This window comes from Dietzia aurantiaca, from assembly GCF_021033825.1.
In the GTDB taxonomy this organism is placed as follows: Bacteria; Actinomycetota; Actinomycetes; order Mycobacteriales; family Mycobacteriaceae; genus Dietzia; species Dietzia aurantiaca.
Map to the genome: position 1 here is coordinate 273240 of NZ_JAIFXZ010000003.1, position 16114 is coordinate 289353.

General features: G+C 67.3%; 13 protein-coding genes and 1 riboswitch. Of the genes, 7 read left to right on the plus strand and 6 right to left on the minus strand.

Annotation, left to right across the window (positions count from 1 at the left end):
• Positions 1 to 104: 104 nt before the first annotated feature.
• Complete coding sequence (locus K3888_RS06055; RefSeq protein WP_230929350.1) at positions 105 to 1553, plus strand: short-chain fatty acyl-CoA regulator family protein; 1449 nt, start codon at positions 105 to 107, stop codon at positions 1551 to 1553.
• 36 nt (positions 1554 to 1589) lie between these two features.
• Here K3888_RS06055 and K3888_RS06060 read toward each other — a convergent pair whose 3' ends face one another.
• From K3888_RS06060 to K3888_RS06075, 4 genes are all read right to left on the minus strand, one after another.
• Positions 1590 to 2663 (minus strand): ABC transporter substrate-binding protein, encoded by a 1074-nt coding sequence (locus K3888_RS06060; protein ID WP_230929351.1) that lies wholly within the window; start codon positions 2661 to 2663, stop codon positions 1590 to 1592.
• Positions 2660 to 3472, minus strand: a complete 813-nt coding sequence (locus K3888_RS06065; RefSeq protein ID WP_230929352.1) for an ABC transporter ATP-binding protein — start codon at positions 3470 to 3472, stop codon at positions 2660 to 2662. Before K3888_RS06065 ends, K3888_RS06060 begins: the two co-directional genes overlap by 4 nt.
• The gene (locus K3888_RS06070; protein ID WP_230929353.1) at positions 3469 to 4569 is read right to left on the minus strand and encodes a FecCD family ABC transporter permease; all 1101 of its coding nucleotides are present in this window, start codon (positions 4567 to 4569) and stop codon (positions 3469 to 3471) included. Before K3888_RS06070 ends, K3888_RS06065 begins: the two co-directional genes overlap by 4 nt.
• Positions 4570 to 5397: 828 nt before the next feature.
• A riboswitch (cobalamin riboswitch) is annotated at positions 5398 to 5592 on the minus strand.
• Between the two features lie 94 nt (positions 5593 to 5686).
• A complete protein-coding gene (locus K3888_RS06075; protein WP_230929354.1) occupies positions 5687 to 6052 on the minus strand; it encodes an NUDIX domain-containing protein in 366 nt (121 codons plus the stop codon).
• A gap of 372 nt (positions 6053 to 6424) precedes the next feature.
• Between K3888_RS06075 and K3888_RS06080 the strand changes: the two genes are divergently transcribed.
• The 3 genes from K3888_RS06080 (at position 6425) to K3888_RS06090 (ending at position 9703) form a co-directional block, all read left to right on the plus strand.
• A complete protein-coding gene (locus tag K3888_RS06080) occupies positions 6425 to 7126 on the plus strand; it encodes a LysE family translocator (protein WP_230929355.1) in 702 nt (233 codons plus the stop codon).
• A gap of 146 nt (positions 7127 to 7272) precedes the next feature.
• Positions 7273 to 7953 (plus strand): hypothetical protein, encoded by a 681-nt coding sequence (locus K3888_RS06085; protein ID WP_230929356.1) that lies wholly within the window; start codon positions 7273 to 7275, stop codon positions 7951 to 7953.
• Positions 7954 to 8230: 277 nt separating this feature from the next.
• Positions 8231 to 9703: a PepSY-associated TM helix domain-containing protein gene (locus K3888_RS06090; protein WP_230929357.1), complete on the plus strand. Its 1473-nt coding sequence runs from the start codon at positions 8231 to 8233 to the stop codon at positions 9701 to 9703.
• A gap of 63 nt (positions 9704 to 9766) precedes the next feature.
• Here K3888_RS06090 and K3888_RS06095 read toward each other — a convergent pair whose 3' ends face one another.
• Both K3888_RS06095 and K3888_RS06100 read right to left on the minus strand, forming a co-directional pair.
• The gene (locus K3888_RS06095; RefSeq protein WP_230929358.1) at positions 9767 to 9997 is read right to left on the minus strand and encodes a hypothetical protein; all 231 of its coding nucleotides are present in this window, start codon (positions 9995 to 9997) and stop codon (positions 9767 to 9769) included.
• Between the two features lie 34 nt (positions 9998 to 10031).
• A complete protein-coding gene (locus K3888_RS06100; RefSeq protein WP_230929359.1) occupies positions 10032 to 10667 on the minus strand; it encodes a TetR/AcrR family transcriptional regulator in 636 nt (211 codons plus the stop codon).
• A 279-nt stretch (positions 10668 to 10946) separates the two neighbouring features.
• On the opposite strand from K3888_RS06100, the gene K3888_RS06105 reads away from it, so the two are divergent.
• From K3888_RS06105 to K3888_RS06115, 3 genes are all read left to right on the plus strand, one after another.
• The gene (locus tag K3888_RS06105) at positions 10947 to 12542 is read left to right on the plus strand and encodes an ABC transporter substrate-binding protein (protein ID WP_230929360.1); all 1596 of its coding nucleotides are present in this window, start codon (positions 10947 to 10949) and stop codon (positions 12540 to 12542) included.
• A gap of 4 nt (positions 12543 to 12546) precedes the next feature.
• Positions 12547 to 14007 (plus strand): amidase, encoded by a 1461-nt coding sequence (locus K3888_RS06110; RefSeq protein WP_230929361.1) that lies wholly within the window; start codon positions 12547 to 12549, stop codon positions 14005 to 14007.
• Between the two features lie 129 nt (positions 14008 to 14136).
• Positions 14137 to 16110 (plus strand): ABC1 kinase family protein, encoded by a 1974-nt coding sequence (locus K3888_RS06115; protein WP_230929362.1) that lies wholly within the window; start codon positions 14137 to 14139, stop codon positions 16108 to 16110.
• Positions 16111 to 16114: the final 4 nt, after the last annotated feature.

Below are 16114 nucleotides of genomic sequence, written 5' to 3' on the forward strand. Positions count from 1 at the left end.
ACCGTATTCGCAGCGCGGCCCTCACCGATAGGTGCTGCTCAAGCGTAGTTTTGTGGCATTCCTAGACGATTTTTGCGAAACGTGCGAAAGGGTACGGTGCCGATATGGCAAAGCAGTTCGCTGGTGCGCGAATCAAACGGCTCCGCGCCCAGCTCGGGTTGAGTCAGGTCGAGATGGCTCGTCGTGTGAACCTCTCCGTCAGCTACCTCAATCAGCTGGAGAACGACCAGCGTCCCCTGACGGTCACCGTGCTCCTCAAACTGACCGATACGTTCGACGTGGAGGCCGGGTTCTTCTCCGGGGACTCGGAGGCGCGGATGATCGCTGACCTCCGATCCGCCCTGGCTGACGCCTCGGCACTTTCCGGGACGGGCGTATTCGACGATGCGGTTCCGGTCGAGATCGTAGCCCGGTTCCCCGAGGTGGCCACGCACCTGATCGCTCTGACGCGCCGACTTACCGAGGTGGAAGCCCGAGACGATGGCACCCCCCTGGACGGGCAGATGGCCTATGAACGGGTGCGGGACTTCTTCTACGCCAGGCGCAACCACATTCCCGAGCTTGACGCGCAAGCCGAGATCCTGGCATCCCGGTTCACCGCTGTGGGAGCCGACGCCGAGCCGGAGGCCCGGACGTGGCTCTCAGACGAACTCGGCGTTCGCGTCGAGATAGTCGGGCACCAGACTCCCTGGGGAGATGGCCGGGCCGGCTTTTCGGAGATCCCTCGGCGGCGCTATGACCGCGAGCGTAAGGTACTGGAAATCCCCGGCTCAGCGTCGCCGGGTCGGCGGTACTTCCAGATCGGGGTCCAGACCGCATTTCTCAGACATAGTGACCTGATCGATCGGATCGTGGCCTCCGAGCCCGGTATGGACGAGCAGACCCGGGCGTTGGCACGAGTCGGGCTGGCCCAGTATTTCGCCGGCGCGCTGCTCCTGCCCTACGAACGATTTCTCGCGGTCGCGAGGCAGGAACGCTACGACGTGGAGCTCCTTGCCCAGCAATTCGGAGTGGGCTTCGAGACAATCTGCCACCGTCTTTCCACTCTTCAACGGACCGGTTCTCGTGGGGTTCCCTTCCTGTTCCTCCGAACCGACAGGGCAGGCAATATTTCGAAGCGGCAATCCGCCACGGCGTTCCACTTCTCCCGGGCGGGCGGGAGCTGCCCTCTGTGGGTGGTGCACCGTGCCTTCGAGTCGCCGAACAGAGTCGTCCGTCAGGTCGCCGAGATGCCCGACGGCCGGCGCTATCTGTGGATCGCGAAATCCGTGGCGGGGCGCACTCGAGGCTTCGGTGCACCCACACCCGAGTTCTCGGTAGCACTCGGTTGCGCGGTCGAGGATGCAGACGCCCTGGTCTACGCCGACGGCCTGAATCTCGGCTCGGATGCGCGGGCCACCCCTATCGGCGCCGGATGCCGGGTCTGCGATCGAAGCGATTGCGTTCAGCGGGCCTTTCCCCAGTCCGGAGCCGTGATCGAAGCACCGGAGAACTCGCAGGGCGCCTCTCCGTACGCAACCTTCGTGGCCGGGGGCCGACGGCTCCTCGCCTGACGGCAGGAGTCGCCGGCCTCATGCGCGACGCCGGAATCAGAGCCAGTCGTTGCCCCCGAGCTGCAGCTCGGCCACGTCCAGACGAGGCGTCAGGCCCGTCTCCGGGGCGAGCCCGTGCTTTTCCAGGACGGCTCGGATCGTCTCGGCCGCGTCGATGTTGAGCGGGCTTGACACCCACATTCCGTAGGGCAGGTTGACGAATCGGTTCTCACGCACGGCCCTGAGGTCCCGGCTGGCGGGGTGGGCCTTGAGTGCGGCGATCTTGTCTTCCACCGTCTGCTCGCCGTATTCGACGAAGGCGATCATGTCCGGGTCTTCGGCAGCGAGGCGTTCCCAGCTGACGCTGGTCCAGGTGTCTGCGACGTCCTCTGTTGCGCTGCGGGCGCCCGCTGCGTCGATGATTCCCTGGGGGCCGCCGAACGAGCCGGAGGACAAGATGGTGTCGCTCGTGCTGTCGACCAGGAAGATGGTCGGCTTCTTTTCCGGGGCGGGCAACGCCCGGATGGCCTGCAGTCGCTCGGCCACGTCGTCTGCGGCTGCCGCGCCGGTTTCGGCGTTGCCGGTGATGGTGCCGATATTGCGCAGGTCAAAGTCGAGCGCCTCCCACGGGTCCATGGTTCCGCGTTGGACTTCACCCTCGTTCTGGCGGCAGGCCTCTGAGAGTTGGTAGACGCCGATGTCATGACCGGCGAGAACTTCCGGAGTAAGGCCACGTGACTCGGAGAATCCGTAGTTCCACCCGGCGAAAATGACGTCGGGCTCCGCGGCGACGACGTTCTCCAGAGTCGGGCCCTTGTCGGTGACCTCATTCAGGTCGTCGATCTGGTCGCCGTAGGCCAGCCGCAGCAAGCCCTCGTCTTTGGACGCTGCGGCCACAGCAGTGATCTGGTTTCGAGCTCCGGCCGACAGGGCGATGGAGATGATGCCCGAGTCGTAGGCGAACAGCTCGTCCACCGTCTCGGGGTAGGTGACCTCCTGTCCGCAGTTGATCACGGTCACTTCCCCTCCAGTCCCCCCGTCGGCGCTCTCCGTGGCATCGGACCCGCAGGCGGAGACGAGGGCGAGGGTTGCCGCGAGCGCGGGTCCTGCGGTGAAGATCGAGCGTTTCATAGGTGTTTGCTGCTTTCTGTGGTGGTGACCGCGTCCCCGATGAGTAGGTGGGGCCGTCCGGTTCGGGGGTGGGCGACGATGTCGCCGTGGACGCCGAATACCTCGTTGAGGAGATCGGCGGTGAACGTCTCGACAGGAGGCCCGTAGGCGACGATTCGTCCGTCGTCGACAACGGCGACCGAATCGAAGTACCGCAGAACCAGGTCGAGGTCGTGGATAGCGGCCACGACTGTGGATTGCAGGTTGTCGAGCGCATCCATCAGTCGTAGCCGCCAAGCGGCGTCGAGGTGGTTGGTGGGTTCGTCGAGCATGAGCAGCGGAGTGCGCTGGGCCAGCGTCCTCGCTAGGACCACTCGGTGGCGTTCACCGCCGGAGAGCCGCGTACAGGATTGGTCACCACGGCCGTCCAGGCCCACGGCCTGCAGCGCTTGATCGACGATGTCCTGCTCGCCTTCCTCCCCCAACGCCCACGGTGTGCGGTGGGGCGTCCTACCGAGAGCCACGGCCTCGGACAGGGTGAGCTCGGCCGACGGTGCCTCCTCCTGGCCCTGGACGGCGATCAACTGCGCACGTCGCCGGTACCGCATACGGTGCACATCCATTCCGTCGACGGTCACTGAACCCGACACCGGTGCATCCAGCCCCGCCAGCACCCTCAGCAGTGTCGACTTTCCCGCGCCGTTCGGGCCGACCAGCGCGAGCCGGGACCCAGGGGGAACATCGAGCTCAACGCCAGAAACGATGACTCGTTTTCCCCTCGCGCACGACAGTTCATCGGCGATCAGGCGCACTCCGTTTTCCTGCCTCATGACGCGTTCCCGAATGTGTAGGCACGACGACCCATGAGCAGAAGGAAGATCGGGGCGCCGATAATCCCGGTCACGATGCCGAGAGGCATTTCCTGCGGGGCAGCGACCATGCGGGAGGCCACGTCCACCCAGACCAGAAAGAGCGCACCCGCCGCGGCAGCCACGGGGAGCATGGCGCGGTGAGTGGCACCCACGACCAGGCGTGCGGCGTGGGGAATGATCAATCCGACGAACCCGACGCCTCCGGCCACCGCCACGAGTACGCCCACCAGCAGGCCTTGGGAGAGGAAGAGCCCGATTCGCAGGGCACGTACAGGCACGCCGAGCGAAGCCGCCGTGTCCGAACCCGTCGCGTAGGCGTCAAGCCACGAGTGCAGCAGTAGTCCAGTCACCAGAGCCACCGCAATGACCACTGCCGCGAGAGGCACCTTGGCCCACGTCGCCCCGGCGACGCTGCCGAGCATCCAGTGCATAACCGTCTCCGCTGAGCGTGAGTCCGTGGCCATGAAGACAAGGAACGACGACACAGCGGTGAATGCCGACGAGAGAACGACCCCGGCGAGTATCAGCCGCAGGGCGGTGAGCCCTCCGGTGGCGCTGGCCACCGCGTAAACGAGGACGGTCGCGCCCAACGCGCCGAGTAGCGCCCCGCCCGACAGAGCCCATACGCCGAGTCCGCCGAGAAACCCGAGAGTGATCACGGCTGTCGCACCCACCGCCGCACCCGCAGACACCCCGAGGAGATACGGTTCGGCGAGCGGATTGCGAACCAGGGTCTGCATTGCGGCCCCGGCGAGAGCAAGACCCGCCCCCACCAGCGCGGCGAGCACCGATCTGGGCAATCGCAGGTCGAGGATAATGATGGAGTGCGCGCGCTCAGCCTCGCCGCCGGTGACTGCCGCCCACACCGTCCGCCACACATCGCCAACCGGAATGTGTTCAGCACCGAACGCGACCGAGGTGACGACACTGACCACCGTCAACACGGTCAGCACGATCGCCAGCGGGATCGGCGGGAGCCTACGTGCCGAGCGGAACGACGAGGAGCCACCTCTGTCAACCGGCCGCGATCGGGTGCGTGCCGCAGCGCCGGTCATCGAGCCCTCTCCGTGACGGCCCGACCGTGTTCGTGCCGGACCCGTTGCCGGGTGCGCTTCTGCTTTTCAAAGACCCGGGGGCACGAGTCACACTCGGACTTCTGCGATCCCAGTCGGATGAGACAGCACGTATGACGCGCATGCACCAACGCAGGCGGGTCGTCTCGCCGGATCATCGTCACCAGAGGTCGATCGGCAAACGCGTCGGAAACAATGACCGCCGCTGTCTCGATCGTGCGTCTCCGTTGCACGGACGCGGTCCGGTATGCGGACCCGAACGCGCCGGCACACGAAGCCGCGGCTCCTCCAAGAGCGGCCCGCCGGGTGACGTTGCCAGCCTCCACACAAGCGTCTACCAACGGATCTACATGACCTCGGATGTTGTCGACCAGTGCGCTCGGGTCGTTCTCACGCCCTACAACCGGGGCGTCGGGCAGCGACACTTCGAGCGTGGCACCTGTCTGGTCAATGAGGACCCACCATCGGTCATGACCCGGGTGCAGTAGCGTCCCGTCCGCACACCAGGCCGCGACCATGAGGCCCAGGGCCCGGCCGGCGTAGTGCTGAAGTGAACACAACCGTCCGGGCGCCGCATGGGGAGTCCCCAGACTGTGCGAATAGCGCCGGCCGATCTCCCGCCACGCCACGGAACTACCGAGCTCGGTGACGGACCGCCAGCCCGGGTCACCGGGATCGGGTTGCGGGCGATGAGGCACGGGCGATGCCGCGATCGCCCACTCGGCCCGGGTGCTGATCCCATCGCCGAAGGGCGCAAACGTGTGGGGCACGTGTGACCTTGTCTCTTGAAAACCTGTGCGCGAGGTTTACTCGGATGTCGCGGAACCGACAGGTATTCGGACTCGGGATCAGTCCTCCCCGGCGCCTTCCCGGAACATCGTCCAGTGGCATCCTGCCGGTTCGGTACCCCACACCGCTGCGCGCCAGTCCCGGAATCTCACCGGGTTCCCTGGCATCCGCCCATCTCAGTTAAGGACGACGGATGCGGTCGGTTCCGTTGTCGACGTTAACAGACGAGCTGGTCAAGCCCCACCTGAGGACTGCATGTCCTCGAACCGACCAGCCAACAAGAGGTGAGCGGATCGCAACGGGCCGCTATCTACGACCGAACTGCCCATTCTGCGATCACGTCATCCAGAAGGCCGATCGGCGCTGTCGATTCGCTCAGCGGCGTCCTCCAGATGAAGCTCTGCATCTCATGACTGGCCTGCGGTCGCGCATCAGGGAGCAGCGCGCCATAGACTGCCGCGAGTTCTTCGCGTCTTGGCGCGTTGAGTTCGAATCGCGCATACCCGATGAGCTCAGGGGTCTCGATCCGGATCGAAGTTTCCTCTTCGAGTTCGCGAGCTGCCGCGGCGATGAACGACTCGCCCTCCTCGATCATTCCGCCGGGCAATTCGTACTCGCACCGCCACCGGTTCAGACCGAACAACACGCTGCGCGATGACGCATCGGCCACAACCATGAGCGCGAGAGGACATCGGGTACGTAGAGCAGCCTCAGCGAGTTGTTCGTTCGTCGCCACAGTCAGGTCGATCAGCGCGTTCCCGGCTCGATCCGTTGCTAGAGGCATTACCATCGGCGAAGGATACTGCGAACACGAGTCACCCGGTCGGTTCACATGACTTCACTGGGTCTCGTGAATTCGCTGACCAACCCTGCGACACTGAAATGATCATTGTGGTCGATCCGTCCCGTACCAGTGTCGGTATCTCGGTGAGAGCCTTGTCGTCGTCGACCTTCTCGTGTCCCCGCGCATCACCCGATCCGGGCCCTGCGGGGGTACGGCGATCGGCGGCCGCTTCACCCGAGCCGCACTCCTCCCTAACCTGGATCTATGACCCCCCTCGATGCGGTACTCGCGTTTGCCGTGGTCGCGGGCCTGCTCACGCTGGTGCCCGGGCTCGATACGGCACTGGTCCTCCGTTCCTCACTGACGCGCTCGCGCCCGTACGCCTGGGCCACGGCTGCGGGGATCGCCACCGGCGCGATGGCCTGGGGCATCGCCGCCGCCGTGGGGGTCTCGGCGCTGCTCACCGCCTCGGAGTTGGCGTATCGCGTGCTCACGACCGCCGGCGCGGTGTACATGTGCTGGCTCGGCGTCTCGATGATCCGGCGATCGATCCGCGAGGGCGCAGTGTCCTTTCCCTCCGCGGATACGGGCGAGGTGGCGGAGGGATCGCCCTGGCGGGGTTATCTCGTCGGGACCGGCACAAACCTCCTCAACCCCAAGGTCGGCGTGTTCTACATCGCCACCATCCCGCAGTTTCTCCCCGACGGCGTCGCACCGCTACCGATGGGCGCCACCCTGGCCGGCGTCCACGGACTGCTGACCCTGGCCTGGTTCGCTCTGCTCATCACCGCGGGATCGTTCGCGCGCCGACGGCTCATGAATCCGCGGACCCTGAAGATGATCGATCGCGGGACGGGGCTCGTCCTGATCGGCTTCGGCGCGAAACTGCTGTGGGACGCGCTGCTCTCCGCTCCGAGCGCGGCGGCCATGGCGCTCAGCCCGACCAGGTCCCCGACCCTGGCGTAGGGCCGGCCGGGCCGTGAAGGCGGGCCGGGCGACGTAAAGGCGGGCGAGCCGTCACTTCGGTCAGCGAATCCCCTGGTGCGCGGCGGGGAATGCGTACCGGAGTGACGGCTCGCTGGTTGTGCCTAGTCGCGCGGTACGCTCAGCCGGTGTCCCCGACCCGCACCGCCCAGGGCTTTCCCTGGGTAGTGGCCTCGCTGTGCGGGTTCGTCGTGGCGATCGTCAGCGGCGCGACGGGAGTCGTCGCGCACTGGCTCGCCTCGACCGGCCCGATGCCCGTCACCGCCGATGCGGTGATCGCCACCGTCGCCGCTTGCACCGGGGTCGGGATCCTCACCACCGCCGGCGTAGGCAGATTCCACCCCGGCCTGATCGTGCCCGCCGGACTCGTCGCGGCCCAGGGTTCCGTGCACCACGCACTCGAGTGGACGCACCGGCTCCACGGCCCTGCACACGGGGCCGGTGACGTCTCCGGGCACGCCGCGCACCTGCTGTACACCCCGGCCGAGCAGGCCGCGATGACCCGCGAGGCGATGACCGCGGGCACCCACATCGCCGCTGGCGCAGCAGGCCACGGCGCCCCGAGTTGGTCGATGCTCGCCGCCCACGCCGTGGCGACGGTGGTCGCCGCCGGGGCCCTCGCGTTGGTGGCCGGCGTGCTGGGGTGGCTGGTCGCCCGCGCCGAGCAACTGACCATCGGGCACCTCTGCGCAGTCGACCGGGCCAGCACCGTGCCACCGGCGAGCACGCCCCGCGCGGCCTCCGACCGGTTCCTGCTGTCACGCGGGCTCCTTCGCGGACCGCCCGTCGCCCGGGGCGCGTGGAGCTGATCAACGAGCGTCTCCCGTTCGCACGTCCGCGTTGGTCGCCACCAGAGTGGTGGACGAGGCGCGTCGTCGTCGAGACGACGACCATCTTCGCCATGGTGACGACCATGCCGCCGGCCACTCGCGCGCCCCTGCAGATCTCATCAATCCCCGCCTGACCCGCGGGGCTCATCACCGGTGATCCCGCCGTCGCGTGCGCCACGAGGCCGCGGCGCGATTCCGCTCGCCCCGGCCCGGCCACACGCGAGCAGGACACCGGTATCTGCGAGAGGTATCAGCCATGTCCGTAGCACCCACGACTGCCGAACCCACCCGTCCACCGAAACCCACCCGACCGGCACGAACAGCCGGACCCGTCGCCGAACAGCTCAGGGCGATCCTCGCCCGGATCCACTTCTACGCGGGGCTGTTCGTGGCCCCGTTCCTCATCGTCGCCGCGCTGTCCGGCGCGCTCTACGCGCTGTCCCCCACGCTGGAGAAACTCGCCTACCAGGATCAGATCTCCGCGACGACAACGACGACGACAACGAGCACACCCTTGGCCGAACAGATCGCGGCCGCCCGCGACCGTCAGCCGGGCCTCGAGCTGGTCGAGGTCTGGCCCGCCGACGAACCCGGGACCGCCACCCGCGTCCTCTTCGCCGACGGCTCGCTGCCCGAAGGCGTGAACCGCGCCGTCTTCGTGGACCCCGCGGACGCTTCCGTGAACGGTGCGCTGACCAGCTACTCGGGCCTCGGTGAACTCCCCTTGCGCAGCTGGATCTCCGGCCTGCACAGCGACCTGCACCTCGGCGCCGCGGGCGAGATCTACTCGGAACTCGCCGCCTCCTGGCTGCTCATCCTCACGCTGAGCGGGCTGTTCCTGTGGTGGCGCAGGACCCGCGCCGCCAGGTCCGCGCGTCGGGCCGCGATGCTGCGGGGAGTTCCCGCGCGACCGGGCTCGCGCCGCAAGACGATGTCTCTACACGCGACCCTCGGCACCTGGTTCGCCGTGGTCCTCCTCGGGATCGCCACGACGGGCCTGACCTGGTCCACCTACACCGGCGGCAACATCGATTCCGTGGTCTCGGCGATGAACTGGCGATCTGACCCCTTGCAGACCTCGCTCAGTGGTGATGCCGCCACGACCGACGCGCACGCGGAGCACCGGGGCCACTCCGCCCAGCACGCAGGGCACCGATCCCCCGCCGAACAGGCCCCCTCGGTCCTCGACGCGGCACGCCACGCCGGCCTGGACGGTCCGCTCCGGATGAGCGCGCCCACCGACGCTGACTCGGCGTGGACTGTCAGCCAGCTGTGGGGACCGTGGGTGTTCAGCTCGGACTCGGTCGCCGTCTCGGGGGACGACGGGCGGATCGTCGACCGGCTCGACTTCGAGGAACTGTCGCCGTATTCCAAGCTGTCGTCCTGGGGCATCTACCTGCACATGGGTATCATGTTCGGGCTTCCCCTGCAGATAGCCCTCGCCGCGACAGCGTTGGCGGTCGTGGCGCTCGCGATCACGGGATATCGGATGTGGTGGAAGCGCCGCCCGACCCGAGGCGGACTACCCGCACCCCTCGGGAAGACCACCGGACTCTCGTGGCAGGTCTACGCGATCGCGACAGCCGTCGCAGTGGGGCTAGGACTATTCATGCCGCTGCTGGGAATCTCGTTGGCGGCCTTCGTCGTCGTCGACATCCTGGTCACCCGCCGCGCCACAGTCACGGCCCCTGCGACCGGACCCACCGCAACGGCCGGGCCCCTCTCGTAGCTTCGGCCACCTGACCGACCCGCGGCGCGGCACCTGCCGCGCTGCGGGTCGGCTCGGTTCCCGTCACACCCGGCCGCGCCGCCACGCCCACACGGCCAGGCCGACGGTGGCCACGGCGACGATCGGCAGGACCCACCGCGCCACCGAGAGCACCTGCCAACGCAGGTACATCTGGTTGAACTGCTCGTTGCTCAAGAACTGCCCGATGGGCTCGTAACTCGCGTGGTGCACGACCATCGTCCCCGCGCCGGACACCCCGGCCCAGGACAGTCCCATGGCGATCGAGGTGGCCAACACGGTAGTGCCGGCGGGCCCGCCTCTTCACCCGCTACTTCCGGCCGGATGCCTCCGACGACTCAACGGACGGGACAGGCGCCTCGAGAGCGCCGACACACATACTGACCAGGTCGGCGACGATCACATCGCATTCCTCGACGGTCCTCTCATAGCCCTCCCGCGCGGCAAGCGCCGTCACGAGGAGCATGCCGACGTTCTCAATCCGCCACCGCGCGATGTCGGGCGGCGCCGGGCACAGGCTCGTCAACATCTCCACGGTCGTGACGTAGCTGTCCACCTGGAGGTGCTTCTGCACCACGTCGTCGAGGGCCGGGTCGAACACCGCCTGCACGAGGAAGCGGGCGCATCGACTACCCGCCCGGTACACGGTCTCGGCGGCCAACGGCCTAACGAGTACCTCCATGACCTGAGTCAGAGTCGGATCCTGGCCCGAGCGATCGAGGGCATCGAGCATCTCCTGCCTCCGGGACTGCACTCGCACCATCCGTGAGTCCACCACCGCGTAAAGGAGACGTTCGCGAGAACCGAAATGATATTTGGCGGCGGATTTGTTTGATTGATTCGCCGCGATTTGGACATCCTTGAGTGTGAGCGCAGGCATTCCACGCTCAGCAACTATTCGCTCGGCAGCATCAATCATCGCCTGTCGCGAATCGATTCTCGACATATTCCACACTGTAAGGTCACAGCCTTAACTTGTCAACGAACTGATCATTCGCGCAGCTCAAGGACTTCGTGTTGGCGCCCGCACCGGACGCGCAACGTGGGATTTCTGCGCGAATAATCGGGCAAAAATTCTGCGAGCGAGATGCGCGAGGATCGCCTAAATGAAGCTGAACAATTGTGATTGACTAACCACGCAGGGTGCGTGATACTCGTCACTGCAAAGACGCCTCTGCGGCGATTTTCCGGCCTATGCACCCCTCGAGAAAGCACTCGGAGAGAAATGAAATACGTGAAAACAGCGGCGATCTTCTCGGCCGCAACACTTGTCCTCACCGCGTGTGGAAGCGGTGGCGAGACCGCCGACCACGCCGACTCCACCTCCCTCTTGCCCGCCATGGGCGAAGAGTGCACAGAGGACAAGGTCGGTGGAACGATCACCATGGGCGAGTACGTCATGCTGCCGACGTTCGCGCCGGGTCAGGGTGAATACGGTGTTCGCGGCGGCGCCCAGTCCGCGGCCGTCTACGACCGGCTCATGCGCTGGGACAACCAGGCGGAGGAGTTCGTCCCGCAGCTCGCCGAATCGCTCGAGTCCGGTGAGAACCACACCGAGTGGACACTGACGCTGCGCGAGGGGGTCAACTTCTCCAACGGCGGACCGCTGACCGCCCAGGACGTCGCATACACCGTTGGTATCCATCAGGATCCCGCGACGCGGTCGGTCGCGATGACCGACGCCGCGCAGATCGACGACGTCACGGTGGTCGATCCGCAGATCGTCCGGTTCACACTCACCGAGCCCTGGGCGGGTTTCCCGGCCCTGCTCGCCGGGGTCGTCGGAGAAGTCCTCCCGCAAGAAGCGTACGAAGCCTCGAGCCCAGAGCAGTGGGCCAAGGCGCCGGTCGGTGCAGGGGCGTTCGTCGTCGAGGAGGTCATCCCGGACCAGAAGGTCGTCCTTCAACCGAACCCCGACTACTACGGTGGCCCGGTCTGCCCGACCCTGGAGTTCATCCGGATCCCGGGTTCGCAGGGCACCTTCGAGGCCTTCCAGAACGGCGAACTGCAGGCGGGCTTCCTGCGGGGGCCCAAGTTCGTCACGGTCGCGCAGGATGCCGGCGCCAAGGGGTTCCTCGAAGTGGTCAGCTCGGGTGCGGTCGTCAACATGAACACCGGCACGGCCGGCTACGACGGCGTGTTCACCGACGCACGTGCCCGCAAGGCGGTGAGCCATGCTCTGGATCGAGAGCTGATGGACCAGCGGCTCAACGCCGGAGAGGGGGAGCCCGCGTCCTCGATCATCTCCGACTCGTCGCGGTTCTACGACGGCGCCGAGGGCCCGGAGTACAACAGCGAACTGGCCGCCGAACTGGTGGCCGAGCTGAAGCAGGAGACTGGCTGGGACGGCAAGGTCAACCTGCTCATCTCCGATGCGCCGGAGCTCGTCGAGTCCGGCGTCGTGACCAAGGCACTGCTCGACGCGGCGGGCTTCGACGTGACAATCAGCAACGCGCCGATCTCGCAGGTGGCGGCCCGCCAGTTCACCGGTGACTACGAACTCGTCCTGGGAGGGCTCGCGGTGTCCGACGCGGACCCGGCCTCGGCATTCGGATCCGCCATGACCCCGGGAGGTGCGACCAACCTGACCGGTATCGACGACCCGGCACTCACGGCGGCGATCACCGAACTCAAGGCCGCGGACGGTGTCGACGCCCAGAAGGCCGCGTTGAACAAGCTCCAGGAGGTGCACAACGAGGTTCTCCCGTTCACGGTCTTCGCGAACGGTGTGGAGTACGTGGTCGTGGACGAGTCGGTGCACGGAGTCAAGTCGACGATGCACTCGATCATCCTGTTCGACGGCACCTACGTCGAGGGCTGACGCCGTGACCGAAACTGATGCCACGCCCCGCTCGTCCACGACCGCCTCGCCGCCCCGCGATGCCCTAGCACTGGCCGCCGCCATCCGCTCCGGAGAAGCGGACACCCGGGACGTCGCGGAGGAGGCGTTCCGGCGCATCGAGGCGGTGAACCCCGCGCTCAACGCGGTGGTGTCGACCCGGCGAGAGGAGGCTCTCTCCGAGATCGCGGATGGTCTTCCCGACGGGCCGCTGCGGGGCGTGCCGATCCTCATCAAGAACCTCGGAGCCGACGTGCGCAGCCAACCCGCCACTGACGGTTCCCGACTGTTCGCCGACGTGATCGCCGAGGTCGACTCGACCGTGGTCCAACGGTATAAAGCCGCCGGCATGGTCGTTCTGGGCACCACCAACGTCTCGGAGTTGGGCAAGATGCCGACGACGGAATCCTTGCTCTACGGTCCCTGCCGCAACCCGTGGAACACCGGGTACTCCACCGGCGGCTCCAGTGGCGGAGCAGCAGCTGCTGTCGCCTCGGGCATGGTCCCCGTCGCCCACGGAACCGACGGCGGAGGGTCGATCCGGATCCCCGCCTCGGCGTGTGGGCTGGTCGGCCTCAAGCCAAGCCGGGGACGGGTGCCGACCTGGCCGAATCCGGCAGGGTTCGCCTCGCCGGTGACCTCCCACCACGCGCTCACCACGACCGTCCGGGATTCCGCCGCCCTGCTGGACGTGGTCGCCGGACATATACCGGGCGACGCCTACGGCGCGCCGACTCCGGCCAGGCCGTTCCTCGATGAAGTCGGAACCGATCCCGGCAGGCTGCGTATCGGTCTCGTCCGAGCCGCACCGCACCCGTTCCCCACCGACCCGGTGGCGACGGCGATGGTCGACCGCACGGCGGCTGTGATGGAGGAACTCGGCCACGAGCTCCACGAGGTCGAGCTGGGAGTCGACCTCGTCCACACGATCACGGTCAGCGGACGCATCATGATGGCGCAGATGTCAGCGACCATCGACAGGCGACTGGCCGAACTCGGTCGCGAGCTGCGTGACGACGACCTCGAACCGTGGACCCGCACCATTCTCGACAACGGCCGCGGCCTGAGCGCGGCAGATCTCAACGTCGAGCTGCAGTCGGCGCAGCGGATCGGCTGGCAACTCGGGGAACTGTTCGCGCGCGAGGGCGTCGACGTCATCCTGCTACCGACCATCCCTCTTCGAGTTCCGGAACTGGGCCATCTGGACGTGACGGACCCTGCCACACTGTGGACTCGGGCGGCGACCTATTCCACGTGCACGTCACTGTTCAATGTCTCCGGGCAGCCCGCGATCTCGCTGCCCGCCGGCAAGGACGAGAACGGCCTGCCCGTCGGAGTCCAGTTCGCTGCCGACTACGCACGTGAAGACCTACTCCTCCGTCTGGCGGGGCAGCTCGAGACGGCCGCGCCGTGGCCGTCCGTTGCGCCGGGCCACGTGGGTTGGTGAACCACCGCCACGCTGTTGGACTGCCGGCGGCCACACCGTGGTCGCCGGCAGTCTGCAGGTGACGCGCTCGCGCCGGCCCCTCCGCCGCAGCGCCCCTCCCAGCAGGGGCGGCGACCCTACAGTGAAGGCGTGCAGACCTTGTTCATCGTCATCTCCGTCGTCATCAACACGGTCCTGGTCGCCTGGACGGTCCGGCGGCTGATGGGCGGGCCCGTGGGGTGGCCGCGGATCTTCGTGTTCTCGTTCATCGTCGCCCTCGTCGCCAACCCCCTTCTGCTCACCACACTCGAACACACGGGTATCGACGACCCGTCCGCCCCGGAACACATCTGGAGCACGGTCGCCATCTCGGTGCTCTTCGTCGCCTGGGTCATCGCGTTCGAGATCAGCATCCTGGTCGTGACCGAGATCCTCGTGCCCACGGGGAGCCTGCCGGGTCCGATCGAGTTCGTGCGCGGGATGCCCGGCTGGTTCCGGCGCGCCCGCCGGTTCCGGCAGATCTTCGCCATCGCCGCCCGCCAGGGACTCATCGGCTACCTCGGTCGGTCCCGTTCAGCCGTGGACCGCCTGAACCGACCCGGCACCGCTGTCGCGCTGCGTACGGCGCTCACCGAGGGCGGGGTGACGTTCGTCAAGCTGGGTCAGATGCTCTCGACCCGCCCCGATCTCCTGCCGCCTGCGTACATGAGCGAGTTGGCGCAGCTGCACAGCCAGGTCCCGCCGGATCCGTGGGAGACCGTCCGACAATCCCTCATCGCCGAGCTGGGGGGTCCGCCCGAGGAGGTGTTCTCGGAGTTCGAGCCCGAACCGCTGGCCGCGGCCTCCCTCGGACAGGTACACAAGGCCACGCTGACGACCGGTGAGGACGTGGTGGTCAAGATCCAGCGCCCGTCGGCCGACGCGACCGTGCGCGCCGATCTCGACATCATCACGCGGCTGGCCCGGCTGTTGGAGAAGCGGGCCGCGTGGGCTCGCCAACTCGGCGCGGTCGACCTGGCGGAAGGATTCGGGGCCTCCCTGTCCGAGGAGCTGGACTACCGGACGGAGCTGCGTAACCTCGCGGCCCTGGAGGGAACCGATGGTGTGGTCATCCCCGGTGCGCACCGGCGGTTCTCCACCAGGCGCATCCTCACGATGGACCGCATCGACGGCATCCCCCTGTCCCGCGCCGCGGACCAGATCGACGCGCTGTCCGCCACGGAGCGCGAGGACCTCACCCGCACGATCCTCGAGGTGGTCCTGCGGCAGATCCTGGTCGACGGCGTCTTCCACGCCGACCTGCACGGTGGGAACATCCTGCTCACCCCGGACGGGTCGTTCGCCCTTCTCGACTTCGGCTCGGTCGGCCGCCTGGACCGCCAGGCCCGTCTGGGACTGAGATCGCTGCTCATCGCCATCGACCGCCAAGACGGCGCCGCCGCGACCACCGCCCTCTGCCACATCCTCATCCCGCCCGCGGACCTGGACCTCGTGACCACGCAGTGGCTCATCGGCGACCTCATCATGCGCATCGAGGGCATGCCGGCCGACGTGCTGTTCAATGACCTGCTGCGGGCGGTCGTCTCGGCCGGGTTCAAGGTCCCGTCATCCATCGCCGCGGCCTTCCGCTGCCTGGGCGCACTCGAGGGCACCCTCTCGCTTCTGGCCCCGGATATGGATGTCATCGCCACCACCCGGTCGATCGCCTCGTCGGTGTTCCGGGAGAGCCTCTCGCCCGGCCACTCGGTGCGCACTGGCATCGAACAGGCCGCGCTGGTGGCGCCGATCGCCGAGCGAGCGCCCGCCCAACTGTCGTCGATCCTGGGACGCCTCGACCGCGACAACCTGGGGCTGAGCTTCTCGCCGCTCGCCGACCCGGCGAGCAGGGCGGTGGCCAACCACTTCGCGCAGGTCATCTCCCTGTCCGTGCTCACTGTCGTGGCGGCGTTCAGCGGTATCGCCCTGGTGCTGTCCGAGGAGGGGCCGCGGTGGTCGGACGACCTGCTGATGACCACCTACATCGGGATGTCCCTCCTGCTCATCGCCTACGTGATCGGCAGCCGCCTGGTGATCATGACACTGCAGCGCGGGTTCCAGGAGCACACGCGAACTCCCGCCGGGTAGCGCT

Excerpts from the sequence above, each read along its gene's own strand:
- K3888_RS06055 (WP_230929350.1), top strand. The coding sequence starts at position 105 with ATGGCAAAGCAGTTCGCTGGTGCGCGAATCAAACGGCTCCGCGCCCAG.
- K3888_RS06060 (WP_230929351.1), bottom strand. The coding sequence starts at position 2,663 with ATGAAACGCTCGATCTTCACCGCAGGACCCGCGCTCGCGGCAACCCTC.
- K3888_RS06065 (WP_230929352.1), bottom strand. The coding sequence starts at position 3,472 with ATGAGGCAGGAAAACGGAGTGCGCCTGATCGCCGATGAACTGTCGTGC.
- K3888_RS06070 (WP_230929353.1), bottom strand. The coding sequence starts at position 4,569 with ATGACCGGCGCTGCGGCACGCACCCGATCGCGGCCGGTTGACAGAGGT.
- K3888_RS06075 (WP_230929354.1), bottom strand. The coding sequence starts at position 6,052 with ATGGTTGTGGCCGATGCGTCATCGCGCAGCGTGTTGTTCGGTCTGAAC.
- K3888_RS06080 (WP_230929355.1), top strand. The coding sequence starts at position 6,425 with ATGACCCCCCTCGATGCGGTACTCGCGTTTGCCGTGGTCGCGGGCCTG.
- K3888_RS06090 (WP_230929357.1), top strand. The coding sequence starts at position 8,231 with ATGTCCGTAGCACCCACGACTGCCGAACCCACCCGTCCACCGAAACCC.
- K3888_RS06100 (WP_230929359.1), bottom strand. The coding sequence starts at position 10,667 with ATGTCGAGAATCGATTCGCGACAGGCGATGATTGATGCTGCCGAGCGA.
- K3888_RS06105 (WP_230929360.1), top strand. The coding sequence starts at position 10,947 with ATGAAATACGTGAAAACAGCGGCGATCTTCTCGGCCGCAACACTTGTC.